The sequence below is a fragment of the Caldibacillus thermoamylovorans genome, from assembly GCF_000751775.1.
Taxonomy (GTDB): domain Bacteria; phylum Bacillota; class Bacilli; order Bacillales; family Caldibacillaceae; genus Caldifermentibacillus; species Caldifermentibacillus hisashii.
In genome coordinates this window covers 1-25,854 of record NZ_CCRF01000042.1, presented here as the reverse complement: position 1 = coordinate 25,854, position 25,854 = coordinate 1, and the positions used below count along the sequence as shown (strand labels likewise).

The following is a 25,854-nucleotide window of genomic DNA, read 5'->3' as shown; positions in this document are numbered from 1 at the left end:
CATACCCGATCATTGATACATGATCGGGTATGGCAGTTCTTCTAAATCTGCTTCTTCCCTTCCCAACTCTAGTTGCTCTATTTCTTCTTTTGTTGGAGTTGGGAAGACATGTTTCATTAACACTTTAAAGATTCCGCCATACGGGTTTTGTTGATTTACATTTTCCAACATATAGTTGATGACAACACCAAGTCTTTTCTGTAAACGATTTGTCTCATGATTTTCGGGAGCGACTGCCAAAAACTCCAGCAACATTGGGATATAGTCTGCTAATTCCTCACCGGTCCGTTCAAATCCGGACTGGTTGATTATTTTTTGTAATTTAATTAAAGCGGCTCCTCGCCGACTGCTGTCACCCAATTCATGAGCGGTCAAATAAAGACCAAGCTTCGTTTTCAAATCGAAAGTTTCAACGTACAGTTCTTGAATTTCTGTATCATTGAAATCGGATAAAGGCTTGTACATTTGCCTAATCTCTTCCTTTACATCTGTCTTAGCAATTAAATTTTCTACTAATTCTTCTATATCATTAATTAAATTCTTTATCCCATTCGCCGGGTAATCCAATAGGCGGGCAGAAATGACAAGAATGGTACGTTTCTCATTATTCATAAATTCTCTCTCACTTTCATCATACCGTATCTTGGATTCATTCCTTCTTTCGGTGCCAAATCTTCTATACTGCAGGCACCTTGCTGATAAAAAAGGTCATCATCCATTTCCCTGCGTCCGGTCGGGATGACATAACGTTCTTTATATTTGGCAACACCTAATAATCTTGCCATTTCTACCACTTCTTCGGGAGTAGTTTCTGCTTCCTTTAACAATTCACTTTGACGGAATTCATCGATACCCCCAACTGTTTTTCCTCGCATAAATACACGCATGGCGGTAAGTTTTAATAACACTTTCCGAATTACTTTCACATCATCGGCAGCTAGAATCGAAGCCAAATACTCCATTGGAATACGCATTTGATCAACAGCCGGAATATAGCCGTCTGTTTTTAATTCATCCTCATTCGTAATATGATTCATAATCGGACTAAGAGGCGGCACATACCAAACCATTGGTAATGTCCGGTATTCCGGGTGGAGTGGCAAGGCAATTTTCCATTTGATTGCTAATTTATAGATTGGCGATTCCTTTGCCGCTTCAATCCATGGATCAGTTATTCCCGCTTCTCTCGCCTGATCTTGTACTTCCGGGTCAAACGGATCTAGGAAACATGCAAGTTGTGCCTTATATAACTCTTTTGGATCTTCAACTGATGCTGCCGCTTTTACTTTATCAGCATCATATAAAACAACACCGATATAGCGAATCCGACCGACACAAGTTTCAGAACAAATAGTCGGTAACCCCGCCTCTGTCCGCGGATAACAGAAATTACATTTTTCTGCTTTATGGGTATTCCAATTATAGTAGACTTTATGATAGGGACAGCCATTTTGACAAAAACGCCAACCCCTGCATGCATCGTGGTCCACTAAAACAATCCCATCTTCATCACGCTTATATAGAGCACCTGTCGGACAAGATGCGACACAAGACGGATTTAAACAATGTTCACAAATCCTTGGTAAGTACATCATAAAAGTTTTTTCATATTCTGTTTTAATATGTTCTTGCAGTTTTTCTACATTTGGATCTCGCTTCACATTTTCACTGCCGCCTGCTAAATCATCATCCCAGTTTGAGCCCCATTCCGGTTTGTCAATGTATTTTCCGGTTATTTGCGAAAAGGGCCTTGCAACAGGAAGATTTTCTCTTTTGGGGCTATGGATTAAGTTATCATAATCATAAGACCACGGTTCATAGAAATCTTCCAACTCTGCCATATTCGGGTTATAAAAAATATTGGCCAGTTTCGTTATCGGACCGCCGGCGCGCAATTTCAGTTTCCCGTTTTCTAATACCCAGCCGCCCTTATATCGCTTTGTATCTTCCCATCTTTTTGGATAACCGATACCCGGTCTTGTTTCAACATTATTGAACCACATATATTCCGTACCGGGCCGGTTTGTCCAAGTTGTTTTACATGTGACTGAGCATGTATGACAGCCGATACATTTATCGAGATGCATCACCATTGCTACTTGTGCTTTAATTCTCAAGCCAGTTAACCTCCTTCAATGGTCTGACTATTGCCATCGTGTCACGTTGATGGCCGGTCGGTCCGTAGTAATTGAAACCATAACTTAATTGTGAGTATCCGCCAATCATATGGGTTGGTTTTAAAGTGACCCTTGTTATACTGTTGTGAGTCCCGCCACGTTTTTTGTTAATTTCTGTTCCCGGAACCCCCATTGTCCGGTCTTGGGCATGGTACATATAACACATCCCTTTTGGTATCCGATAAGTAACAACTGCCCGGGCAACAACAACACCATTTCGGTTATATACCTCAATATAATCATTATCTTTTATCCCAATCGAAGCTGCATCTTCTTCATTTATCCAAACAACCTGCCAGCCTCGGAATAACTGAACCATCGGTGTTGCTTCGGTAAACATCGTATGGATCCCCCACTTTTGGTGAGGAGTTAAATACCGTAATGTAATCGATTTACCGTTATCCGGTACCCCCTTTTCCTTTTTCGTAAAAGGTGCTTTCGCAAGCGGTGGTAAGTAGATTGGCAGTGCCTCCCCGCAGTCGAGAATCATCTCATGATCAAGATAAAAACTTTGTCGTCCCGTCAGTGTCCTCCAAGGGATGTTATATTCCGTATTGACGGTAAAAGGCGAATATCTTCTATTCTCTTTTTCCAACCCGCTCCAAATCGGTGTAGAAATCGATGTTCGCGGTTGGATTGTTAGCGCATCCAGTGTAAAATCTTCTTCCTCTCTCGGTAGGGCAATCTCCGCTAATTTTTGTCCTGTTTTCTTCTCTAACGATTTCCATCCTTCTACAGCCCGTTTTCCGTTCGTTGCACCGGACATTAATAAAATGGCGTTAATTGCTTTTTGGTCTGTATATAAATCCGGATGACCTTTACCGATTCCTTCACGATTATTTATGCCTAATCGATCTTTCAGTTCCTCGTATACTTTGTCACCAGGTATAATGACCCCTTTGCCACCGTAACCTTTCTTAATTTCCTGGCCGATTGATGTCATCATATGGAAAACATTCGAGTAATCACGTTTTACTACTTTCAAATGTGGCATTGTTTTTCCCGGAATTGCCTCAACTTCCCCTTTTCGCCAATCTTTTATTTTTCCGTAGGCTTGGGCAATTTCATCTGGGGAATCGTGTCCCAGCGGTCTCATTAACAACTCTTCCGTTTCCGGTAAATAGCGCTTTGCAAGTTCAGAGAAGACTTTAGCAATTTCTCTGAACGTATCCCAATCGCTTTTTGCTTGCCACGGCGGACTGATAGCGGCATTAAACGGATGAATAAACGGGTGCATATCCGTACTGCTGATATCGTATTTTTCATACCAGGTTGCAGTGGGTAATACAATATCGGAAAATAATCCGGAACTTGTCATGCGGAAATCGATACTGACAAATAAATCAGCTTTTCCTTCAGGTGCATCTTCCGAAATATTAACGGTTTCCGGTTGCCAACAATTTTTTGGTTCGGTCAATACTGCATTATCCGCGCCAATAAAATGTTTTACAAAATATTCATGGCCTTTTCCGCTATCACCAAGTAAATTGGATCGCCAATTGAAAAAGACACGCGGGAAATTACGAGGATCATCAGGGTTTTCAATCGCCCAATCAATCTCTCCAGCTTTTATTTTTTGAACGACATTTTCAATTATTTCCTGTTCAGTTTTTGCACCATTTTCCTTAATTTCTTTCACAATATCGATAGAGTTTTGGGAAAATTGTGGGAATGACGGCAACCAACCAAGTCTCGCAGAAATTGCATTGATATCAGCCGGGTGCATATATGTGTATTTACCATTCCACCGATTTTGTTTCATATTTTCCTTTGTTTCATAGCGGAATTGCTCAGTTGCAAAGTAAAAAAACGAGGTTCCGTTTTGTAGCCTAGATGGCACTCCCCAATCACCGGCGAATGAAACAACATTCCAACCTTCTGAAGGGCGTACTTTTTCCTGACCGACATAATGAGCCCATCCGCCACCGTTTACTCCTTGAGAACCGGTCAATAAGACTAGATTTAAAATGGCACGATAGATTTGATCACTGTGATGCCAATGATTTGTTCCTCCCCCCATGGCAATCATTGACTTTCCTTCAGTCCTCGCAGCATTATCGGCAAATTCCTTAGCAACTTGAATCACATGATTTCGATGTACCCCGGTAATTTCTTCTTGCCATGCTGGTGTATATGGAAGAGGGTCATGATAATCTTCAGGATATTCACCCGAAAGACTTCTATTAACACCAACATGGGCCATCATTAAATCAAAAACTGTCGTCACTTTTAAAATGTGCCCATCCGCATCTTTTACATGTTTAACCGGAACACCGCGGCGAATGACACCGCCTTCTTCTTCAGCAAAATAAGGAAATGTAACTTCAATAACCTCATCGGATTGATTAAGGAAACTTAATAAAGGATTGATTTCCTTCCCGTTCTCTTTCGTCAAGTTAAGATTCCATTTGCTATCTCCATCCCAACGAAAACCTATACTTCCGTTAGGGATTTCCGGTTTATTCGTATTTTCATCCCATACCACTGTCTTCCATTCTGCTAAATTTTGTTTATCGCCCAAATCTTTTGCCCGTAAAAAAGTATCTGTTCGATAATCGCTTCCGTTTTGTTTTATAGTGACTAAAAATGGTAAATCGGTATATTTTTTGGCGTAGTTAATAAAATAAGGGACTTGTTGTTTGACATAAAATTCATTTAAAATTACATGGGTCATCGCCATGGCTAACGCTCCATCTGTACCTGCCCGGGCCGGGAGCCAAATATCGGCAAACTTGTCGTATTCGGCATAATCCGGACTGATTCCGACCACTTTTGTCCCGTTATACCTTGCTTCCACCATAAAATGGGCATCAGGTGTTCTTGTTTGTGGTAAATTTGTTCCCCAAATAATAAAATATTTAGCATTATACCAATCCGCACTTTCCGGGACATCGGTCTGCTCTCCCCAAACTTGTGGCGACGCAGGGGGAAGATCGGCATACCAATCATAGAAACTTAATATTGTACCACCGATTAATGACAGAAAGCGAGCACCACCCGCATAACTTACCATTGACATGGCCGGAATTGGACTAAAACCGGCTACTCGATCGGGTCCGTATTTTTTTATCGTATAAATAACTGAGCTTGCAATCAGTTCACAAAGTTCTTGCCAGTTTGCTCGTACGAAGCCGCCTTTTCCGCGAGCTTTCACATACTTGTTTCTTTTCTCCGGGTCCGTGACAATATTCTTCCAAGCTTGAATCGGGTTTTCCTCGACAGATCTTTCCGCCTTCCATAATTCATATAGATCGGAACGAATGTATGGATATTTCACCCTGGCCGGACTGTACGTATACCATGAAAAGGTTGCGCCCCGCGGACAACCTCTTGGCTCATATTCCGGAAAATCGTCTCCCGTTGAAGGATAATCCGTTTGTTGTGTTTCAGAAGTAATAATTCCGTCTTTCACATATATTTTCCAACTGCATGAACCGGTACAATTGACACCGTGGGTCGAACGGACGATTTTATCATGCTGCCAACGACGTCGGTAAATTTCTTCCGTATCCCGTGGACGCGGGCTTTCTTCAGTCCACCCGTCATTTATGATCTTGCCACGTTTTATATATTTAAGAGAATCTAATAATTTATTTTTACGCTTTACCATAATGATTTCCCCCTTCCATAGCTGGGTCAATCGGATTAAAACGATTTCCAACAATCCGAAAGCTTTCATTTCCTGCTTCCAACTCTTCCAGAAATATTTTAAAAGTTGGGGCATTAGCAGCGATTAAAATAAGTCGCTCCAAAGTATGTAAATCACTGATTTGATAGATTGCTTCGATGATTCCCGGAGCAATTTCACCAAACCGAAGTTGTAATACATACAAAAGGTCTTCACGATCTTGAACGAAATCTGCTTCCTGTTCAAATATAAACAATTTATAACCTCCTTAAGGCAGAATCATGGCGTCATCTTATTAAAATAATCATCTTTCAAAACTTGAATACATTGTCCTCCCGTTTTAGCGATAAATTCTTTCAGTGCAAGTTTTTCATTTTCTAATTGCTCATTAGAAAAAAATTGTTCAGAGCTGTGGTTGAAATTTTCTCCAAACCGGACAATTAATTTTATGCCTTCATCTTTATTAATCGCTTCCAATTGAACATCATAGGGTTGAATATGGAAATTAGTTTCTAATTCTGTAATGATATATCGATATAGTTTAGGGGATATTTTGTAAAGAAATATAGGTTGCTCTCCGTTTGACATATTCTCAACTCCGAATTTAATGGTGAGGCAATATTTTTTCTTCCTCAAAATTATGGTAAGCATCAACATGAACTAATGCATGGAATTGTTGCAATACTTCTTCAGTAAATCCATCTGTTTCAAGTGTTTGCTTAATTTGTTTGACCAAGTACCGCATTGTATTATGGTCGCGAACTAAAGCTGTGATTGCATCCTTCAATTCAGGATGTTCCTCTGCTAGTTCTTTATATAATCCTTCCTCTTCTGCCTGAGCATGTCTGAGTGTACGAGTTTCCCAATGTTCTACTGCAATATAGGCTGTCTGCAATGCCTTTTCAGTTTGTCCCGCTTTTACTAATCTAGCTAGAATGTTGTTTAGCTCCTTTGCCTCCTCCAATGCTGCTTCATGAATTGCTGAATGACTATCTGCATGTTTCAAACCTGGACCTGACATAATCATTCTCCTTTTCATATTTTTACCAACAAAATAATTTTTACTTATCCATCATTATGTTGTTAAAATTTTCATTTTATACGTGAATAGTTGACGTAAAAAAAGGCCCCTTAGACAAGTGCCTAAGGAGCCGAAAATAGCATCATTATATATCCTATTGTTTTACCGGTTTTCGCCAAAAGCCAATGAGTAAACCGGTGATGACTGTACCAATAAGTAAGGCTATCAAGAACATAAATGGTCTTTCAGCAAGGGCAATGACGAAAATTCCTCCATGTGGTGCCGGAATAGCCGTATTCCAAAGCTGAGTTAGCCCGCCGGCAATCGCAGAACCAACAATGGATGAACCGATAATACGTAACGGATCAGAAGCCGCAAACGGAATTGCCCCTTCAGTAATAAAGGATATTCCGAGTAAATAATTAGACAAACCGGAACGTCTTTCCTCATCCGTAAATTTATTCTTAAAGAAGGTAGTTGCCAAGGCTATTGCCAGTGGTGGAATCATCCCGCCGGCCATAACTGCAGCCATAAAACTTCCGTCGCCGGTATCGGTAAATACACCGATAGAGAAAGTATATGCCGCTTTGTTGAATGGTCCACCCATATCAATTGACATCATTCCGCCAAGTAAGGCACCTAATAATACCGCATTGGCTGTTCCCATATCACTTAAGAAGTCGACAACCGCCGTATTAATACTTGAGAAAATCGGGCCAATAATGAAATACATCAGCGTACCGACAATGAACAAGCTCAATATCGGATATAGTAGTATTGGTTTTAACCCTTCCAATGATCTTGGCATACCGCGGAATAGTTTTTTCAAGAATACAACAATATATCCTGCCAAGAAACCTGCTGCCAAACCGCCCAAGAATCCGGCATTGCTGTTCACTGCCATCAAACCGCCGACCATACCGGGCATTAATCCCGGACGATCACCGATACTCATCGCAATATATCCGGCTAAAATTGGAATCAAGAAGTTGAAGGCATTTCCGCCAATCGTATTTAAAAACTTAAACGTTACACTATCATCACCTAATGTACTTTCAAACAGGAAGGAAATGGCCATCAAAATCCCGCCACCGACAACGAAAGGAAGCATATGGGAAACGCCATTCATTAAGTCTTTGTAAATTTTTCCCCATACAGAAGTATTGGACGGTTCTTCTTTTTGTCTATCATCATTTTCAGCATGGAAGGTCGGGGCATCACCTTTGATTACTTTTGAGATTAATTCTTCCGGTTTGTTAATACCTTCACTTACCGGTCTCTCTAAAAGCGGTTTACCATTAAAACGGGACATTTCAACTTTTTTATCGGCGGCAACAATAACTCCTTTTGCTCGCCGAATTTCATCATCTGTTAAACGATTTTTTACACCTTCCGAACCATTTGTCTCGACACGAATGTCCACATTCATTTCAGCTGCTTTTTTCTTTAACGCCTCTTCAGCCATGTAAGTGTGAGCAATTCCCGTCGGACAAGCCGTTACAGCCACAATAAACGGTTTTTCACTTGTATCCGCTTGTACGTTTACTTCCTTTTCTTCACTTTCTTCTTCTCTCTTTCGGAAGATATTAACGACTTCATCCGGCGTTTTTGCAGACTTTAATCCTTCAATAAATTTTTCATCCAGTAATGAGCGGGAAAGAGCTGCTAATGCTTGCAGATGTGTATCATATAGACCATCCGGAACAGCAATCATAAAGAATAGGTATGTCGGTTCCCCATCCAATGATTCATAATCGACTCCTTTGTTACTTTTGGCAAACAGGACGGTTGCTTCATTTACGGCTACCGTTTTGGCATGAGGCATAGCAATCCCATTACCAAGGCCTGTTGTAGCTTGTTCTTCCCTTTTTAAAATTGCTTCCTTAAATTGGTCAGCGTTATTTATGACATGGTGTTTTTCAAGACTTGCAATCATTTCATCAATAACCTCATTTTTGGTAGTTGATTGCAAATCCATAAGCATAATATCTTTTCTTAATAATTCGGTTACTTTCATTACTATTCACCTCATCTTAATATGGGTTTGTTGAATCAAGACGTTTAATTCCAACTTTTTTTACTAAGGATAAAATCTCGTTTCTTTTTGCCAAATCACTTGAGAAAGCGGTTGCACTACCTGAGGCAATACCTAATTGAAAAGCGGAAACAACGTCTTTTGTTTCGACGTAGCGGCTAATGAAACCGGCTATTAAAGAATCACCCGCTCCTACCGAATTTTTCACGGTTCCTTTTGGATTGATTCCTTGGTATACATCTACATCGGTGAATAACAATGCTCCGTTGCCACCCATTGAAACAATGACGTTTTGGGCACCTAATTCAAGTAATTTTTTTCCGTATGTTATTACATCATCCAGACCATTCATTTTAATATCAAAAATGGCTTCCAATTCTTCTAAATTCGGTTTTACTAGTAATGGACGGAAAGGCAAAATCGTCTTCAATTCATTACTTGTTGTATCGATGACAAATTCTGCACCTTTCTCTTTGGTTCGTTTTGCCACTTTATGATAAAAATCTTCAGATAAAGAAGGCGGTTTACTTCCGGACAATACGACTATATCTTCATTCGAAATTTGACTAAGCTTATTTAATAAAGCATTTGCTTCTTCAGCGGATATTTTTGGACCAATTCCGTTGATTTCGGTTTCAACATCCGATTTTAATTTTATGTTGATTCTTGTATCTCCGACAACGCGTGTAAAATCAGTATTTACTCCTTCATTTTTTAACCAATTTTCAATAAAATCACCGGTAAAACCACCAATAAAACCAAGGGCGATCGTTTCTGTCATTAATTCATGCAAAATCCTGGATACGTTTATTCCCTTTCCTCCCGGGAATTTAAAATCCGCCTCCATTCGGTTTAGTTCGCCAAGTTGAACGTTTTTGACATGTACGATATAGTCTATTGACGGGTTCATTGTTAATGTATAAATCATGATATTGCCTCCAATATCGTAGCGTTTTCAAAAATGTTATGATTTTTTAAATGTTTAATCTGATCTGTTATAATCGTCACTTCATCTAAATCACACACCTTCGCAAAATTTACCTTTCCCCATTTTGAATGATCACTAAGCACATATGAATTTGAGGATTGCTGTATAGCAGTATATTTAATAAGGCTTCCTCAGGATCGGGTGTCGTACAGCCATACTCTTCATCAATACCATTAATGCCGAGAAAAGCTTTCGTAAATCGATATTTTTTCAATTCACTAACACTGTTTACACCAACAATCGCTTTCGTTGTGTTTTTGACCACTCCACCAAGAAGGTAAACACGCAGTTGCTGGTCTACCAATAATGAAGCATGCTGTACACCATTCGTTACAACTGTAATATTTTTATTTAAAAAAGGAATCATTGCTAAAGTTGTTGTTCCGGCATCCAAGTAAATCACATCGTTCTCTTTTATAAGAGAAGCTGCATACCTCGCAATTAATGTTTTTTCTTGAACGTTTTTGGCGGATTTTTCAACAACTGATAATTCTTCATCCAAATCGTAAACCCGTTTGGCGCCTCCATGGATACGTTTCAGGTGCCCGGCATCTTCTAGTAAAATGAGATCTCTTCTTACGGTTGATTCAGAACAATTGAGCTCCCTTATAATATCTTGGGACTTGACAATTCCCTCTTCTTTCAACTTTTTTAAAATATATGAATGCCTTTCTTCAGTTAACATAGGCGGCCCTCCTACAGTGACATAATATCACCAAAATCATTCAAAATCAATCATAAACAGTCAAAATGAGTAAAAATTATTCATTTTTCTTTATAACTGGTAAAATTTTTCCTTTGTTTTCTATTTAAGCTAAAATACGAACAAATATCAATGTTTTCCTCTGTGTGTTATCTGGTTTTTTATGAAATTATGTTTCCTCTTACAACTATTTTTAATCAACTGCAAGCTAAGAGGAATATTATTATTTAAAACTGGAAGATTATGTAAATCTATAAAAAAAGCAGGTTAATGACTTTCTAGAGTCAAACCCGCTTTTTTTCATCCAGTATTCACTCTATCCCACACAAACGGTTACTAAATCTTCCTTTTGCGGCTTAATGGTAATCAAAGCGTAAGTGCCCGATTGGTTCAACTAACCAGCAGCGGGGATGAAGAATCCTCACTGCTGGAAGTTTCACTTTATTTTGATACGGACTGGGGACTGGCTTGTCGAGTGAATATGTTTCTTTATGATACATTAAGTTCAATACGCACGGAGCAATGAACTCAAAAAAAAAAAAAAAATTAAAAATACTTTTTCTTTCCTCGATCCTCTTTTAATATTTCAACTGCTTCTCTAAATCTTTGCGAATGAACAATTTCTCTTTCTCGTAAAAATTTCAAAGCATCGTTTAAATCCGGGTCATCGGACATATCAATAATCCATTGGTAAGTTGCGCGGGCTTTTTCCTCGGCTGCGATATCTTCATACAAATCGGCTATCGGATCACCTTTAGCTTGGATATAAGTTGCAGTAAACGGAACACCAGCTGCATTATGATAAAACAAAGCCCGATCGTGATCCGCATAATGATCTCCGAGTCCTGCATCCCGTAATTGCTCAGGTGATGCATCTTTTGTGAGCTTATAAACCATTGTGGCAATCATTTCTAAATGGGCAAATTCTTCTGTTCCAATATCATTTAGCAAACCAACAACTTTATCCGGAATGGTATAGCGCTGATTTAAATAGCGGAGAGCAGCAGCCAATTCTCCGTCTGCACCACCATACTGTTCTATGAGAAATTTTGCCAGTCTGGGATTACAGGTGCTTACTCTTACTGGATATTGGAGTTTCTTCTCGTAATACCACATGTTGCAACCTCCAATCAATACATTTTAGTATAGAAAGCATATTAAACTTGCCATGGCCATGGGGTGTCTTTCCAATTGAACGGATAATTTGAGAAACTGTAACCGAAGTGCATGAGCGGGCCAAATTTCTTTTCAAATTCTGCTTTTAATTCCATACTTCTTTTAGTTGCTTCATTAAATTGTTTAATCGCTGCGGTATCGTCCGGGTGCGTATCCAAATACAAATTTAATTCAACGATAACAAAATCAATCGCTTGAATTTCTTCAAGCATCTGATAATATTCAGGAGGCATCTTCTTACTCATCTTCTTCCCCCCTTATTTGCGGATCCGGATACGGACTGAATAGAGCAGGCCATAGTGTTCCATGAAACAATGCTTCTTTTGCTGTAGAGAACTGCGGCAGTCCTCTTGGTTGAAATCCTAAATACAATTGCGGTGGGGTATTGTAACTTTTTACTCGTATCGGTGGACATGGATCAAACGGACTAACGTACGGCTGCCAATACTTATACTGTGTAAACATAAAATCCTCCCTTCCATTCCCATCATCACCCATATATATGACCGGAAATTTCGAGTTATTCCGTCTTTTTTCGTGGACATCCCCAATAATTTTTTTTTTGGTTTTTATTTAGTACGACAACATACATTTTTTAAAAAAATGGACTCTTAGGTGGTCGGTTTCGCTTTAAAAATGACCAATAAAAAAGGTATTTGTCCAAAAAGATAGAATAATATATACAGATGATTTTTTTAATTGGAGGGGAAAAAATGATTGTTGAAACCGCTTACGGTAAAGTGAAAGGCATACAAGAAAATGATGTATATGTATGGAAAGGGATACCATATGCTGCTCCACCAATTGGTCCCAACCGCTTTCGTCCACCAACGAGTGCCGAAAGCTGGGATGGCGTAAAAGATTGTAGCGAATTTGGACCTAGTGCCTGGCAACCTTCATTAGAAATTATGAGTTTTCTCGGCAATCAAACCACCCGTATGAGTGAAGACTGTCTAACTCTTAATATTTGGTCACCCGGCACTGATGGGAAAAAGCGACCGGTTCTCGTTTGGATTCACGGGGGTGCTTTTATTTCCGGTTCCGGTTCAAGTCCGTTATATGAAGGTACATCTTTTGCTAAAAATGGCGATCTTGTTGTTGTTACCATCAATTATCGGTTGGGCATTTTAGGCTTCTTGCACCTTGCTGAACTTGGCGGCGACGGTTATCAAAATTCCGGTAACTGTGGGATTTTAGATCAGATTGCTGCCTTAAAATGGGTCAAGGAAAATATTGCAGCATTTGGCGGCGATCCGGATCAAGTTACGATTTTTGGCGAATCTGCAGGCGCAATGAGTGTAGGTGTGTTACTTGCCAGTCCAAAAGCAAAGGGGTTGTTTAATCAAGCAATTCTTCAGAGCGGTGCCGCCAGTCATGTGATTAAGTCTGAAAAGGCGACAAAGAATACCGAATTTCTCCTTCATGAACTGGGACTTGAGAAAACAGAAATTCAAAAATTAGAAGAAATTCCGGTAGAACAGTTAATTGAAGTATCGGTAAAACTACCGATGATGAGCTTAATTCCAGTCATTGACGGTGAAATTTTACCGAAACATCCGAAAGAACTATTGGCTGAAGGTGCCGCAAAAGATATTCCTGTGCTTATTGGTACAAATAAAGATGAATATCGCCTCTTCACAGCCTTTGATCCAATATGGAAAAAAGAGGACCAAGCAGCAATAAAGAAACGATTCCAACAAACTTTCGGTACTCGTTGGACAAAAATCTCCCAAGAATTCATCAAAGGTAAAGAACTGACACAATCGTTGTATGAAAAATTAATGACGATTATGACATTTACCCATCCTGCCATTCATGTTGCAGAAATACAGACCGAACAAGGATCCCCGGTCTGGATGTACCGATTCGATTGGGAAAGCCAAGCCTTTAACGGTTTACTAAAATCTTGTCATGCTTTAGAAATACCGTTTGTTTGGAATACATTTAGCAAACATGGCGTTGAAAACTTTACCGGTGATTCTCCTGGTCGACAAGAACTTTCCAAGAAAATACATAATGCTTGGATTGCATTTGCGCAAAACGGAGATCCAAATATAAACGATTTACCGAACTGGCCAAAATATGACTTGCAAAACCGAACTACTTTGATATTTAATTCGAATTGTGAAGTCGTTCATGATCCGGATCGAGAAGAACGGATAAAATGGGAAGTTTGTCAGGAAAGATAGATGTTCATTCGATGAAATGAAATAAAGATAGATTGGTATCGGTTATTCATGTACCAATCTATCTTGTTTTTCAATAAGTTTTATAACCATTTTGTTCAAGAATTTTACGAGCATTGGACAAATCTGCTTCCGTTTGAAACGATACCCTCAAAACACCGAGCAGGCCTTCACGAGCTTCAATAATATTCAAATTCGTAATATCAATTTCTTGCTCTGCAATTAATCCGGTTATTCGAGCAATGGCACCCGTTTGATCTATCACGTCAACATACAAATCGTAATACGCGGGAATGGCGCCTTTTGACCGGACCGGCAGTGCGTCACGATATGTTTTTGCTTCTTCAAAAAAGCCGGCAATCAGATGTTCATTTCCTGTTTGAATGATACTTTGCATATTTCTAATTTCCATTATCCAATCATCTAAAAGGTCCAACAAATTATCCCGGTTTTGTAATACAATATCTTTCCACATTCGGGGACTACTCGACGCAATTCTCGTTATATCACGAAATCCTCCCGCTGCTAAAATATTGATAAAAGGATTCCGATTCGCATGTTTTTTTACATGGGTAACTAACCCTGAAGCAATAATATGAGGAAAATGACTGACCACACCGACAATATAATCATGTTCAGCTGCATCCAAAACAAGAAAATTTGCTTTTGTTCCTTTAAGTAAATCCTTTAACTCCTCTATTTTTTCATAGGAAGTACATGGTTGCGGTGTTAAAACGTAAAAAGCATTTTCCAATAAATGAGCCTTGGCGCTTTCCACCCCTGTTTTATGGGAACCTGCCATCGGATGACCTCCGATAAACGTAATATCTCCGTTCCATAACTCATTGGCCAAATTCATAATATTCCGTTTTGTACTTCCCACGTCTGTGATCAATACATTTTCCTTTAATTGGTATGTTGCCAATTCCCGCATAATTTTTATTGTTTCTTCTACAGGTGATGCCAAAATTATTAATTCGGCACATTCAGCTTCTTTGCGAAAATTAGTCGCCACTTTATCAATGACAGATAACTGCTTTGCCTTTTCAGCTTGTTCATTATTAATATCATAACCTATGACGACAGCTTCCGTTTCCTTCCTAATGGCTAAGGCAATTGATCCGCCAATTAATCCTGTTCCAATTAGTAGTACCCTTTTTTTACCATCCACTTTAACACCTGCTTTCATGTTGCACAATGATACGGATGGGGCGGTTTGATGGAAAGTTTCCGCCCCACACATACCATGAAACATTGGGCATACCTCTTATGTCATAATCTAAATCTCATTAAACAAGCCTTTCCTTAAATGCGTTCAGTTCATTCATAAAGTCATGGAATTGCGGTATATCCATTTGTTGTAACGAATCAGACAAGGCAACAGCCGGATCCGGATGGACTTCTGCCATTACTAAATCCGCACCAATCGCCAAGGCTGCTTTCGCGGTCGGTAATAGTAAATCTCTTCTGCCGGTTGAATGAGTCACATCCACTGCAACCGGTAAATGGGTTTCTTTTTTCAAAATCGGGACGGCGGAAATATCGAGTGTATTTCTCGTTGCTCTTTCATATGTCCGAATGCCGCGTTCACATAAAATGATTTGGTCATTTCCGCCAGCCATAATGTATTCTGCCGCATTAATGAATTCAGAAATGGTTGCTGAAAGCCCCCGTTTCAATAAAACCGGTTTTTTCACAGTACCAACTGTTTTTAAAAGTTCAAAGTTTTGCATATTGCGTGCACCGACTTGAATGACATCGACATAATCCAACGCCAACTCAACATCTTGCGGGGTTACAATTTCCGTAATAACGGACAATTCTAATTCATCGGCAACTTGTCTTAAAATCTTTAATCCTTCCACACCTAATCCTTGGAAATCATACGGTGAAGTTCTTGGTTTATAAGCTCCACCCCTCATCAAGGTTAACCCGTGTTCTTTTAACGCTAAAGCAACTTCCCGAACTTGCTCATAACTTTCAACAGCACACGGTCCCATAACAAAGCGTTGCACACCGTCACCGACTGTTTCCCCGTTTATATTGACAACCGTATTTTCCGGATGAGCTTTTCTGGATACAAGCAACGTCTTTTCATAATCGATTTTCTGTAATTCTAAACTTGCTTTGAAAATTTGCTTAAAAAGATGTTTTATCGTTGCTTCCGTATACGGTCCGTCATAGTTTTTTAAAAGTAAGTCCAGCGATTCCCGTTCCCGTACCGGATCAAAACGATTTGTTCCGTGTTTTTTCTTTTCCTCACCAATTGCTTGAACAATTTTTCCACGCTCATTTAAAAGTTCGAGAATTTGTAAATTAATTTGATCCACTTGTTCACGTAATTTGGCCAACTGATTTTCACTCATGGTAAAACTCCCCCTAGATAGAATTTTAGATAAGAATAGATTTATAATAAAGAAAACTCGGCGATTGCTGAGCCTTTAGGCGAAAGCAGCGCCGCAAGAGCACTTATTCGTTAGGAAAGTAGAAATTGAAAAATTTATACTTTCCTATTAGCAAAAAAGTCCCTGTTGCAAGAACAACAGGGACGATTTTTTAACCGCGGTACCACCCTCATTGTGAATAGTAACATTCACCACTTAAGACAATAACGATCTGTTGACCGTCTATTTCCCTGAAAATTTTCCGGGAAAAAGAAGCTCCGGGATTGTAATTCATGCTTATCTGTGTACTGATTTCCACCCGCCATCAGTTCTCTTAAAACAGGGAGATTAAGCATTACTCATGTCCTTTCATTGCTTTTCACATATTCACTTTACTAACAAAAACAAATGATAATAAAAAAGTCCTTACTGGAATAACCAGCAGGGACGAATGTATCGCGGTACCACCCTAATTGTGAGCAAAAACACTCACCACTCATTTGGATAACGATCCGTGCACGACCGTCTTTTTCTCAAAGGAAATTTTGAGAAAAAGAAGCTCCAGGAGTGTAATTCATGCTTATCTGTGTACTGATTTGCACCCACCATCAGCTCTCTTAAAACAGGGAGATAAGTCACTACTTGTGTCCTTTCTTCGCTTTTATTGAATGAAAGTTTTTGTTATTGTTTTGAATTATAAGTTCATTGCAACTTTATGTCAATAGTTTTTTATTAATTTTTAAATAAATTTTTAATTAGTGTAAAACTAAAAAAACCACCGGCTATACGTAACCGGTGGCATTCATTATATTTGGACAGGGCGACTAAAGAGCCCAATTTCAAGTGGTGGTAAATTTTTTATTGCATAGAAACCCAAACACTCTTCACTTCTGTATAATTGTTCAGTGCATAAGAGCCCATTTCACGACCAAACCCGGATTGTTTGTAACCACCAAACGGACTGGCGGCATCAAACATGTTGTAACAGTTCACCCATACAGTTCCGGCACGTAACTTGCTGGCAATATAATGGGCTTTTGCGACATCCTGTGTCCAAACCCCGGCGGCCAAACCGTAATCACTGTTGTTTGCCCGGGCAATTAAATCATCGAGATCATCATAAGGTAAGGCTGAAATAACCGGACCAAAAATTTCTTCTTTCGCAATCGTCATTTCATCATTGACATTGGCGAAAATGGTCGGTTCCACAAAATATCCTTGTTCAAACGGATTTTTACCGCCCGTCAGCAGTTCTGCACCTTCATTTAAGCCTTTTTCAATGTAGCCAAGGACACGATTTTGTTGTTCAGTAGAAACAAGCGGTCCCATTTCCGTGTCTTCTTTTAAACCGAAACCTTGCTGAATGCTTTTCGCATGACTGACCATATCACTGACAACATTATCATAATCTTTTTTCTGAATAAATACACGAGATCCGGCACAACATACTTGACCTTGGTTAAACATCACGCCCATTAATGCACCCGGTATCGCTTTCGTCAAATCAGCATCCGGTAAAATGATATTTGGTGATTTTCCACCCAATTCCAAGGTCACCCGTTTTAATGTCTTGGAAGCTCGTTCCATAATCAGTTTTCCCACTTCAGTTGAACCGGTAAACGCAATTTTATTGACTTCCGGATGATCAACAAGCGGCTCACCGGCTGTTTCTCCAAATCCGGGAACAATATTGACAACACCTTCAGGAAATCCGGCTTCTTCAATTAGCTCTGCCAAATATAGAGCAGAAAGTGGCGTTTGTTCTGCCGGTTTTAAAACAACGGTACATCCCGTGGCAAGAGCCGCTCCTAATTTCCACATAGCCATAAGTAACGGAAAATTCCAAGGAATAATTTGCCCGACAACCCCGACCGGTTCATGACGGGTATAGTTAAAATATGGACCAGCTACCGGAATTGTTTGCCCGACAATTTTCGTCGACCATCCGGCATAATATCGCATATGTTCTATGGACAACGGAACATCAGCATTCGAAGTTTCCCGAATCGGTTTCCCATTATCAAGTGTTTCCAATTGAGCCAATTCTGCGCTGTTTGCTTCCATCAAATCCGCTAATTTATACATTAAACGACTTCTCTCTGCAGCACTCATCCGTGACCACGGACCTTCATCAAAGGCTCGCCGTGCCGCTTTTACTGCTCGGTCAATATCTTCAGGTCCAGCTTCATATACGGTTGCCAATACCTCTCCAGTGGCCGGATTATAAGTTTCAAATGTTTTCCCTGATGCACTTTCAACAAACTCGCCATTAATGTACATCTTCTTCGTTCCTGTTAAAAACTTCTCTACCTTTTCTAATAATTGAACGGTTAATTGGCTCATAAAATTCCTCCTTTAATAGTTTTATAAAGTAGGATACTAGTTGATAACGCTTACAATATAAATTATACCAAAGTAGGAATCATCCATCAATAAAATATATACAAAATATTCGACATTAATCAACAATTTTTGAATGGATTATCAATCCTTTTAACTCTTTGTTCACAAATGATAAATTCAATATCAATTTTATTCTCTTTGAAAGTTATTAAGGCAAACCCTTATCGCCGTTCAATTATTTTTTCTGGAATGGGCAATCCCGGTTTCCTGTTGTATAAAAAATTTCCTTTTATTTTTGTATCATCATTAAAAATATATTAAAATAATGTCAATGGTATAACGAGGAGGTTTTACAGAAGTGATAATTAACGACGCGAAAAATTATAGAAAACCTGAACATGAAATTGATGATGTGTTTATCAATCGTTGGTCGCCGAGGTCCTTTTCCGAACAAGAAGTTCCCGAAAATATTTTACTTTCCATATTTGAAGCGGCTCGCTGGGCACCATCAGCATATAATGAACAACCTTGGCGTTTTATTATAGCCAGGACAAAAGAGGCTCGCGAAAAGTTTTATTCTTTTGTTAGTGAATTTAATTTAACTTGGTGTAAAAAGGCACCCGTACTAGTCCTTATTCTTTCAAAGAAAAACAGTGAAAGAGGCGAAAATAAATCACATGCTTTCGATACCGGTGCCGCTTGGGGATTTCTTGCCTTACAAGCTACAAAATGCGGATTAGTTACCCATCCGATGACAGGCTTTCATTTTGAGAAGGCAAGAGAAGTTCTAGGAATTCCGGATGACTATGCTATTCAAGCACTGGTTGCCATCGGTTATCAAGGAGAGCGGGAAGATTTGCCAAGCAATTTACAGGAACAGGAACAACCAAAAGGACGTAGACCTTTAGGAGAAACTATATTTGAAGATACATTTGGAAATACATGGAAATAAATTAAAGAGGTTTTTTAAAGCGGAACAAAATCGGTTCAAAAAGCCAACAAATGTAAAATTTTTTCTTTATTAATTACACTGAGTAATTCCTTTAATGGACATTTATTTTATAGATAAATCTCCTTTTAATTAGGATTTGGGCACCTAATTATTAGGAGTTTTTATTTTACGGGAGGTAAAATTAGGAGAGAAAACGATTGACAGTTTTGCTTTTCATTCAGATTTAACCTTTTTTATATTATCGTTCACAAATCTCCATTCAACTTATTCAACATATTTAGCCAGTTCTTATTTCACATAACCATTTTACACCCTCCGTTTACAAAGACCGGACAATGGACACCGGTCACAAATCGGCTTTGATTTGCAATACGTTTTTGCATGCTGTACCAAAAGAGCGTGGAATTCATTGTACAATTGCACATCTTGCGGCAGCTCCTTTTCAACAAGCTGGCGAAAAGAATCATAGTCATCAGGCAAATCGTACCCGAGACGGTAAAAAATTCTCTTTGCGTATGCATCTACAATAAAAACAGGTGTATTAAATACATACAATAAGATTGAATCCGCTGTTTCTTTTCCTATTCCGGATATTTGCAGCAGTTCCTCTCTTAATTGTTTTTTATCCTTATCCCTGATGCTATCAATATGAAAATGATAGTTTTTTAACCATGACAGAAACGACTTAATTCGTTCTGCTTTTCGATTATAAAATCCACTTGACCGGATGAATTGAGCTATTTCTTCTTTTGACAATACATCAAGTTGTTGGGGTGTTAAATAAGGCCTAAGCTGCTCAAGGGCCTTTTCAACATTCCTCCAGTTTGTATTTTGAACAAGAATGGCACTAATCATCATCTCAAAGTCGGTATCTGCCGGCCACCAATGTTGCGGACCGTAGTGTTCAAATAAATGTTCATAGATTTCTTGAATGTTTTTTATCTTCATAAATGAGTCAAATCCCCCTTACATTTAAGCGGTCGACTTTCATAAGAAAAAGTCGACCATTCTAGGAAACATGCTTTAAAATATTTTTTTCGGATTTAATATTCCCTTTGGATCAAGAGCTTCTTTAATTTTCCTCATAACAGCCAGTGCCGCGCCATGTTCTTTTTCCTGATATTTTTTCTTGCCGATACCTACACCATGTTCCCCTGTACAAGTGCCGCCACGGGATAAGGCATAGGTCACAATTTCTTGATTCAGTTTGTTTGCCCGGGCAATATCATCGGGATCATTTACATCAATCATTATACAAATATGAAAATTGCCATCACCGACATGGCCGACAATCCCGCCCGGAATACCGGAATCCTGCAAAACATTTGTTCCAAACCCAATTGCTCCCGCTAATTCAGAAATTGGAACGGCAACATCAGTGGACATAAATTTTCTGTTTCGATATGTATGGATAAAAGCATAGGCCATATGATGACGGGCTTTCCACAGTTGATTTCTTTTTGCATTATCCGTTTCGTGAATAAATTCTTGACACTGAAACGCCTCCAAAATCTCTCTCGTAAATTTTACATCTTCTTTCAAACCGGCTTCATTGCCATGAAACTCGAAAAACAAGGTCGGTTTTTCCGGATAATCTGTCTGTTCAAAATGATTAACGGCACGAATCGAATGCGCATCGACAAATTCTACCCTCGCCACCGGGATTCCGGTTTGTCTAATGGCAACAACCGCATTTACTGCATCTTCAACTGTCGTAAAAACGGCTCGAGCTGCCATCATGTACTCAGGAATTCCATATACTTTCAATGTTAATTCAGTAAAGCATCCAAGCGTCCCCTCTGATCCGACAAAAAGCCCGGTCAAATGGTAACCCGATGAAGATTTCACTGCAAGACTTCCCGTATGGATAATAGTTCCGTCAGCAAGTACCACTTCCAAATCTTGAACTTGGTCACGCATCGTTCCATATTTGACCGAAGTCGTTCCACTTGCCCCGGTGGCCGCCATCCCGCCTAAAGTTGCATCAGCACCCGGATCAACAGGAAAAAATAATCCATATTGCTTTAAGGCTTTATTTAGTTGGGTTCTCGTTACCCCCGGCTGAACTTTAACAAGTAAATCATTTTCCCGAATTTCAAGAATTTCGTTCATTAAGGTAAAATCAATCGTTATGCCACCCTCATAAGGAATGACATGCCCTTCTAAACTTGAACCGATACCAAAGGGAACGACCGGAATTTCATACTGATTGGCCAACTTCATAATAGCCGCAACTTCCTCTTTTTTTTTTGGAAATACAACTACATCAGGTAAGCTTGGCGTATGATATGATTCATCTTTACTATGTTGTTCAAGAACGGTCGGATTTTGACTAACCCTTTCCTCATCCAGCAATTCCTTTAACTCATTTACAGTTTGGCTAATATTTACTTGGTACATTTGAAATCCCCTCCTGTTTGATTATCAAATTTCTTTCCGATTCCCCCGTCATTCTTTTAACGTTAGCTTTTTCTCCATTTTTGACGTAGCGTTTTTCTTGCTACAATTTTAAGGGCAATTTTTCATATATTTTTATTAAAAAATATGTATCAATCTCAAAGCTCCTGAACAAAAAAGAAAGTCAGACAGTTTCATAACTTTTTATACATTAACAAATCATCAACAAATTGACCGTTAATGAAAAATTCGTCTATCAATCTGCCTTGTTCGATAAACCCTTTTGCCTTATAAAAAGCAATGGCTTGCGTATTTGTTTCGAGCACCCGGATTGAAACTTTATAATAGCCGTTTTCTTTGCCCCACTTAAAAATATAGTCAATTAACTGTTTCCCTACGCCACTCCTTTGAAAGTCAGGGTGCACACCGATGTCAATTTCCAGTACATGGCTGTTGGACAATAAACCGGTCGGATTTTTGTAGCCAATATAACCTGCCACCCGATTGGCAATTACAGCAACAAATTGACTTCCGGGCGGATAATGTTCAGCGTATTCCGTTACCGACGGATAATGAATCGTAGCCGGTGAGTTTGTACCATTCCATATAAGATGATTTAATGCGATTAATTCAGGTAAATCTGCTTCAATAGAAGGTCTAATTACGATTTCAGACATTGCGTCCCCCTCACTCTTTAATTTTAAAGTACCATTTGCTTTCTGGTCGCTCACGCGGAGTCAGATTAATAATAAAGTTGCAAATAATCAATATGAGAATTACAAGAGAATTTAATAAAGTTGCAACTGGCTCATCATGGCTGACAATGATTTGCCGTATCATTGCAGTGATTCCAATATAAATAAAATATCGAAGCGGAAAATGGTAATCTTCTTTAAAGTATTTTACGATCATCGCAATGAACTCAAAGTACAGGAAAAAGATAAGAATACTTTCCAAAAATATTTTATAGTCATCATCACTTTGGAAAATCAGGCGGAAAAAATCAACCAATTCTCTTATTAACAAAAACAGTAAAATGATTCCCAGTGTTATGAGTGAAAAATTCATAACGTGTTGGAATATTTTAGTAATGTAATGACCAATAGAGGTAAATTTTTTATCAAGCTGCTGCAAGTCAACCTCCTCCTCACCAATAGCTATGAATCTTAAATTAATAATAGCATAGGTATATTATGGTTCACACCTAAAAAAGCATTTTTTAGGAAACTGAGGCTTAATGGACAATTGTCGTGTCATACAAATAACGGTTTAGTACTATATTTCACGAAATTTTTTATAGAGGCTGTTTTGTTGCTACGAGGGGATTGTTGGAATTAAGGTAGTTTTTATTGATAATATGAGGAAAATAACGGGAAAGAGGATGCCAGCTACCATTCGATTTGCTTCTCGTCACCCATTTTAAGGCAAAAAATGCTCGTTTTTGGCGACGAAACCCGTTCTCGTCACCATTTTTAGGTGAAAAATACTCGTTTTTGGCGACGAGACTTATTCTCGTCACTTGTTTTTGACGACGAGACCCTTTCTCGTCACCATTTTGAAGCGGGAAACCCCATTTTTTGACGACGAGACCTATTCTCGTCACCATTTTGAGGTGAAAAATACTCGTTTTTGGCGACGAAACCCGTTCTCGTCACCATTTTGAGGTGAAAAATCCACTTTTTTGACGACGAGACTTATTCTCGTCACCATTTTGAGGCGTAAAATGCTCGTTTTTGGCGACGAAACCCGTTCTCGTCACCATTTTTAGGTGAAAAATACTCGTTTTTGGCGACGAGACCTATTCTCGTCACCATTTTGAGGCGTAAAATGCTCGTTTTTGGCGACGAAACCCGTTCTCGTCACCATTTTTAGGTGAAAAATACTCGTTTTTGGCGACGAGGTCCGTTCTCGTCACCATTTTGAGGTGAAAAATCCACTTTTTTGACGACGAGACCTATTCTCGTCACCATTTTGAGGTGAAAAATGCTCGTTTTTGGCGACGAAACCCGTTCTCGTCACCATTTTTAGGTGAAAAATACTCGTTTTTGGCGACGAGGTCCGTTCTCGTCAACATTTTAAGGCGAAAAATGCTCGTTTTTGACGACGAGACTTATTCTCGTCACCATTTTGAGGCGTAAAATGCTCGTTTTTGGCGACGAAACCCGTTCTCGTCACCTTTTTTAGGTGAGATATGACCATTTTTGACGACGAGACCTGTCCTCGTCACCTTTTTTGGGTGAGATATGCTCGTTTTTGACGACGAGACCCTTTCTCGTCACCTTTTTCAGGCGGAAAAATGCTCGTTTTTGGTGACGAAACTCCTTCTATGTTAAGTGTATTATGGCACCTTCAATATACTTATGGTCCCTTTTCTGTTGTTAACTGTGCCAAGCCAATGTACATAGGATAGAACATGTAACAGAATAAACTGAGGAGGTTCATTTGTGTATTTCTATCCCGTTAACATTCCAATATATTCTTGTCCATTTAGCCTGGTAACGAGTTTTTATCGGATTCCATTATCTAATATGTCAACTCAAATCCGGAAGCAAAGCCCTTTTCCACCGGTTAACATTGGAAAATTTGAAACATCTGCCCGGCAATTTCAAAAATTAATGGAACAAGCCAGTCGATTTGTAAATAAAGTTGTAGAAGATCACCAATATGCTTATAAACTAATGAACACTGCCCAACTGTCCAATCAACCAAGAGTAGAAGAGCTAATCCGTTCAACCGGTATAAATATTCATTTTCATGTTCATTTTACTCCAACATCGATACAAATTATTTTAGATAATTCCAATGATCAATTTAATTGCTGCCAACTCGTTATGGAACTGCGTTGGTAATATGTTGGGAATTTTGGCTGTGTTAACCAGTCCGTGCAACACTTTCCAATTCAAAGTGAATATTCCTTTAAAAGTCTTGGAAAATATAAAATTTTTCTGTTTGAAAAAGCGGGTCTATCCTTAAATCCCGTTTTCCAATCAAGATTCATACTCGATTTTTTTGTCTAAAAAACAGTCCACTATCCAAGTGCAACATCTAAAATCATCATGATAACAAATCCTACCATTAAACTCATAGCAGCCAAATCCTTATTTCCCTTTTCCTGTGAACCGGGTATTACCTCTTCGGCTACCACAAAAATCATCGCACCGGCGGCAAAACTTAATGCATATGGCAATAGCGGCTCAACGAAGGTCACTGCGATACAACCAATAATTGCGGCAATCGGCTCAACCATACCGGAAAATTGTCCGTAAAGGAAGCTTCTCATTTTCGTCATTCCTTCCCCTCTTAACGGAAGTGAGACAGCTACACCTTCAGGAAAATTTTGGATTCCGATTCCAAGTGCAAGAGCGATCGCCCCGGCCAATGTTGCATCACTTGTTCCGTTAGCCACCGCACCAAAGGCAATCCCGACAGCGAGCCCTTCCGGAATATTATGCAAGGTGATTGCCAGCACGAGTAACGTACTTCTTTTTCTTCCCTTTGGATGATAACCCTCCGCCTGACTAAGTGGTGTATTTGGATGGAGATGTGGTAATAACTTATCAATTCCCCATAAAAAAACTCCGCCTATTAGAAATCCGCTAGCAGCCGGAAACCAAGCGGGAACTCTAAGATTTGCCGACATTTCTATTGAAGGCCCAAGCAGGGACCAATAACTTGCAGCGATCATTACTCCACCGGCAAAACCTAACATACCGTCCAACAATTTTTGCCTCATTCCTCTTGTTGCAAAAACAAGGGCGGCGCCAAGAGCAGTCATTCCCCAAGTAAATAATGTTGCTAAAAAAGTTTGTCCAATCGGACTCAAATCTTGAAATAAATTTACCATAATCTCGTTTTCCCCCTTGA

Annotated in this window: 24 protein-coding genes, 1 pseudogene and 2 other annotated features; of the genes and pseudogenes, 4 read left to right on the top strand and 21 right to left on the bottom strand. The window is 39.2% G+C overall.

Annotated features, from left to right (window positions below; genetic code table 11):
• Positions 1–9: 9 nt before the first annotated feature.
• The 12 genes and pseudogenes from narJ to BT1A1_RS06340 form a co-directional block, all read right to left on the bottom strand.
• Positions 10–612, bottom strand: a complete 603-nt coding sequence (narJ, locus tag BT1A1_RS06395; RefSeq protein WP_034769269.1) for a nitrate reductase molybdenum cofactor assembly chaperone — start codon at positions 610–612, stop codon at positions 10–12.
• Positions 609–2,117, bottom strand: a complete 1,509-nt coding sequence (narH, locus tag BT1A1_RS06390; RefSeq protein WP_051989040.1) for a nitrate reductase subunit beta — start codon at positions 2,115–2,117, stop codon at positions 609–611. The genes narJ and narH overlap by 4 nt, the downstream gene beginning before the upstream one ends.
• Complete coding sequence (locus BT1A1_RS06385) at positions 2,107–5,787, bottom strand: nitrate reductase subunit alpha (protein WP_034769267.1); 3,681 nt, start codon at positions 5,785–5,787, stop codon at positions 2,107–2,109. Before BT1A1_RS06385 ends, narH begins: the two co-directional genes overlap by 11 nt.
• Positions 5,774–6,061 carry a hypothetical protein gene (locus BT1A1_RS06380; protein WP_034769265.1) on the bottom strand — a complete coding sequence of 96 codons (288 nt, stop codon included), beginning with the start codon at positions 6,059–6,061 and terminating at the stop codon, positions 5,774–5,776. Before BT1A1_RS06380 ends, BT1A1_RS06385 begins: the two co-directional genes overlap by 14 nt.
• A gap of 23 nt (positions 6,062–6,084) precedes the next feature.
• Entirely contained in the window at positions 6,085–6,393 is a 309-nt protein-coding gene (locus BT1A1_RS06375) for a hypothetical protein (protein WP_034769263.1), read from the bottom strand.
• A 16-nt stretch (positions 6,394–6,409) separates the two neighbouring features.
• A complete protein-coding gene (locus BT1A1_RS06370) occupies positions 6,410–6,826 on the bottom strand; it encodes a hemerythrin domain-containing protein (RefSeq protein WP_034769261.1) in 417 nt (138 codons plus the stop codon).
• Positions 6,827–6,980: 154 nt separating this feature from the next.
• On the bottom strand, positions 6,981–8,843 hold the full coding sequence (locus tag BT1A1_RS06365; protein ID WP_034769259.1) for a PTS fructose transporter subunit IIABC: 1,863 nt from the start codon (positions 8,841–8,843) through the stop codon (positions 6,981–6,983).
• Between the two features lie 16 nt (positions 8,844–8,859).
• Positions 8,860–9,789, bottom strand: coding sequence for a 1-phosphofructokinase (gene pfkB / locus BT1A1_RS06360; RefSeq protein ID WP_034769257.1), 930 nt, complete (start codon positions 9,787–9,789; stop codon positions 8,860–8,862).
• Positions 9,786–10,534: pseudogene (locus tag BT1A1_RS06355) on the bottom strand (DeoR/GlpR family DNA-binding transcription regulator). Before BT1A1_RS06355 ends, pfkB begins: the two are co-directional and overlap by 4 nt.
• Before the next feature lie 564 nt (positions 10,535–11,098).
• Entirely contained in the window at positions 11,099–11,668 is a 570-nt protein-coding gene (locus BT1A1_RS06350) for a manganese catalase family protein (RefSeq protein WP_034769255.1), read from the bottom strand.
• Positions 11,669–11,709: 41 nt separating this feature from the next.
• A complete protein-coding gene (locus BT1A1_RS06345; RefSeq protein ID WP_034769253.1) occupies positions 11,710–11,973 on the bottom strand; it encodes a spore coat protein CotJB in 264 nt (87 codons plus the stop codon).
• Positions 11,966–12,193: a spore coat associated protein CotJA gene (locus BT1A1_RS06340; protein WP_034769251.1), complete on the bottom strand. Its 228-nt coding sequence runs from the start codon at positions 12,191–12,193 to the stop codon at positions 11,966–11,968. Before BT1A1_RS06340 ends, BT1A1_RS06345 begins: the two co-directional genes overlap by 8 nt.
• 248 nt (positions 12,194–12,441) lie before the next feature.
• On the opposite strand from BT1A1_RS06340, the gene BT1A1_RS06335 reads away from it, so the two are divergent.
• Positions 12,442–13,917 carry a carboxylesterase/lipase family protein gene (locus tag BT1A1_RS06335; RefSeq protein ID WP_034769248.1) on the top strand — a complete coding sequence of 492 codons (1,476 nt, stop codon included), beginning with the start codon at positions 12,442–12,444 and terminating at the stop codon, positions 13,915–13,917.
• 70 nt (positions 13,918–13,987) lie between these two features.
• Here BT1A1_RS06335 and BT1A1_RS06330 read toward each other — a convergent pair whose 3' ends face one another.
• The 3 genes from BT1A1_RS06330 to BT1A1_RS06320 form a co-directional block, all read right to left on the bottom strand.
• Positions 13,988–15,103 carry a prephenate dehydrogenase gene (locus BT1A1_RS06330; RefSeq protein ID WP_034769285.1) on the bottom strand — a complete coding sequence of 372 codons (1,116 nt, stop codon included), beginning with the start codon at positions 15,101–15,103 and terminating at the stop codon, positions 13,988–13,990.
• Between the two features lie 100 nt (positions 15,104–15,203).
• Positions 15,204–16,280 carry a bifunctional 3-deoxy-7-phosphoheptulonate synthase/chorismate mutase gene (locus tag BT1A1_RS06325; RefSeq protein ID WP_034769247.1) on the bottom strand — a complete coding sequence of 359 codons (1,077 nt, stop codon included), beginning with the start codon at positions 16,278–16,280 and terminating at the stop codon, positions 15,204–15,206.
• A 175-nt stretch (positions 16,281–16,455) separates the two neighbouring features.
• Positions 16,456–16,680: a binding site (T-box leader), on the bottom strand.
• Positions 16,681–16,738: 58 nt separating this feature from the next.
• Positions 16,739–16,963 (bottom strand) — a binding site (T-box leader).
• A 193-nt stretch (positions 16,964–17,156) separates the two neighbouring features.
• Entirely contained in the window at positions 17,157–18,641 is a 1,485-nt protein-coding gene (locus BT1A1_RS06320) for an aldehyde dehydrogenase family protein (RefSeq protein ID WP_034769244.1), read from the bottom strand.
• Between the two features lie 364 nt (positions 18,642–19,005).
• Here BT1A1_RS06320 and BT1A1_RS06315 point away from each other — a divergent pair, with 364 nt between their 5' ends.
• Complete coding sequence (locus BT1A1_RS06315) at positions 19,006–19,593, top strand: nitroreductase family protein (RefSeq protein WP_034769284.1); 588 nt, start codon at positions 19,006–19,008, stop codon at positions 19,591–19,593.
• Positions 19,594–19,899: 306 nt separating this feature from the next.
• Here BT1A1_RS06315 and BT1A1_RS06310 read toward each other — a convergent pair whose 3' ends face one another.
• The 5 genes from BT1A1_RS06310 to BT1A1_RS06290 all read right to left on the bottom strand — a co-directional run bounded on the left by BT1A1_RS06310 (position 19,900) and on the right by BT1A1_RS06290 (position 23,596).
• Entirely contained in the window at positions 19,900–20,541 is a 642-nt protein-coding gene (locus BT1A1_RS06310; protein ID WP_051989039.1) for an endonuclease III domain-containing protein, read from the bottom strand.
• Between the two features lie 75 nt (positions 20,542–20,616).
• Entirely contained in the window at positions 20,617–21,993 is a 1,377-nt protein-coding gene (locus BT1A1_RS06305) for an FAD-binding oxidoreductase (protein ID WP_034769242.1), read from the bottom strand.
• Between the two features lie 191 nt (positions 21,994–22,184).
• Positions 22,185–22,667, bottom strand: a complete 483-nt coding sequence (locus tag BT1A1_RS06300; protein ID WP_034769240.1) for a GNAT family N-acetyltransferase — start codon at positions 22,665–22,667, stop codon at positions 22,185–22,187.
• 10 nt (positions 22,668–22,677) lie between these two features.
• Positions 22,678–23,124 (bottom strand): phosphate-starvation-inducible protein PsiE, encoded by a 447-nt coding sequence (gene psiE, locus BT1A1_RS06295; protein ID WP_156103195.1) that lies wholly within the window; start codon positions 23,122–23,124, stop codon positions 22,678–22,680.
• A 160-nt stretch (positions 23,125–23,284) separates the two neighbouring features.
• On the bottom strand, positions 23,285–23,596 hold the full coding sequence (locus BT1A1_RS06290; protein WP_034769238.1) for a hypothetical protein: 312 nt from the start codon (positions 23,594–23,596) through the stop codon (positions 23,285–23,287).
• A gap of 370 nt (positions 23,597–23,966) precedes the next feature.
• Between BT1A1_RS06290 and BT1A1_RS18605 the strand changes: the two genes are divergently transcribed.
• Together BT1A1_RS18605 and BT1A1_RS06285 are read left to right on the top strand one after the other, a co-directional pair.
• Entirely contained in the window at positions 23,967–24,128 is a 162-nt protein-coding gene (locus tag BT1A1_RS18605) for a hypothetical protein (RefSeq protein WP_156103194.1), read from the top strand.
• Between the two features lie 306 nt (positions 24,129–24,434).
• Positions 24,435–24,839, top strand: a complete 405-nt coding sequence (locus tag BT1A1_RS06285; RefSeq protein ID WP_034769235.1) for a YuzC family spore coat inner layer protein — start codon at positions 24,435–24,437, stop codon at positions 24,837–24,839.
• Positions 24,840–25,018: 179 nt separating this feature from the next.
• On the opposite strand, the gene BT1A1_RS06280 is transcribed toward BT1A1_RS06285, so the two are convergent.
• The gene (locus BT1A1_RS06280; protein ID WP_034769280.1) at positions 25,019–25,834 is read right to left on the bottom strand and encodes a ZIP family metal transporter; all 816 of its coding nucleotides are present in this window, start codon (positions 25,832–25,834) and stop codon (positions 25,019–25,021) included.
• Between the last annotated feature and the right edge of the window lie 20 nt (positions 25,835–25,854).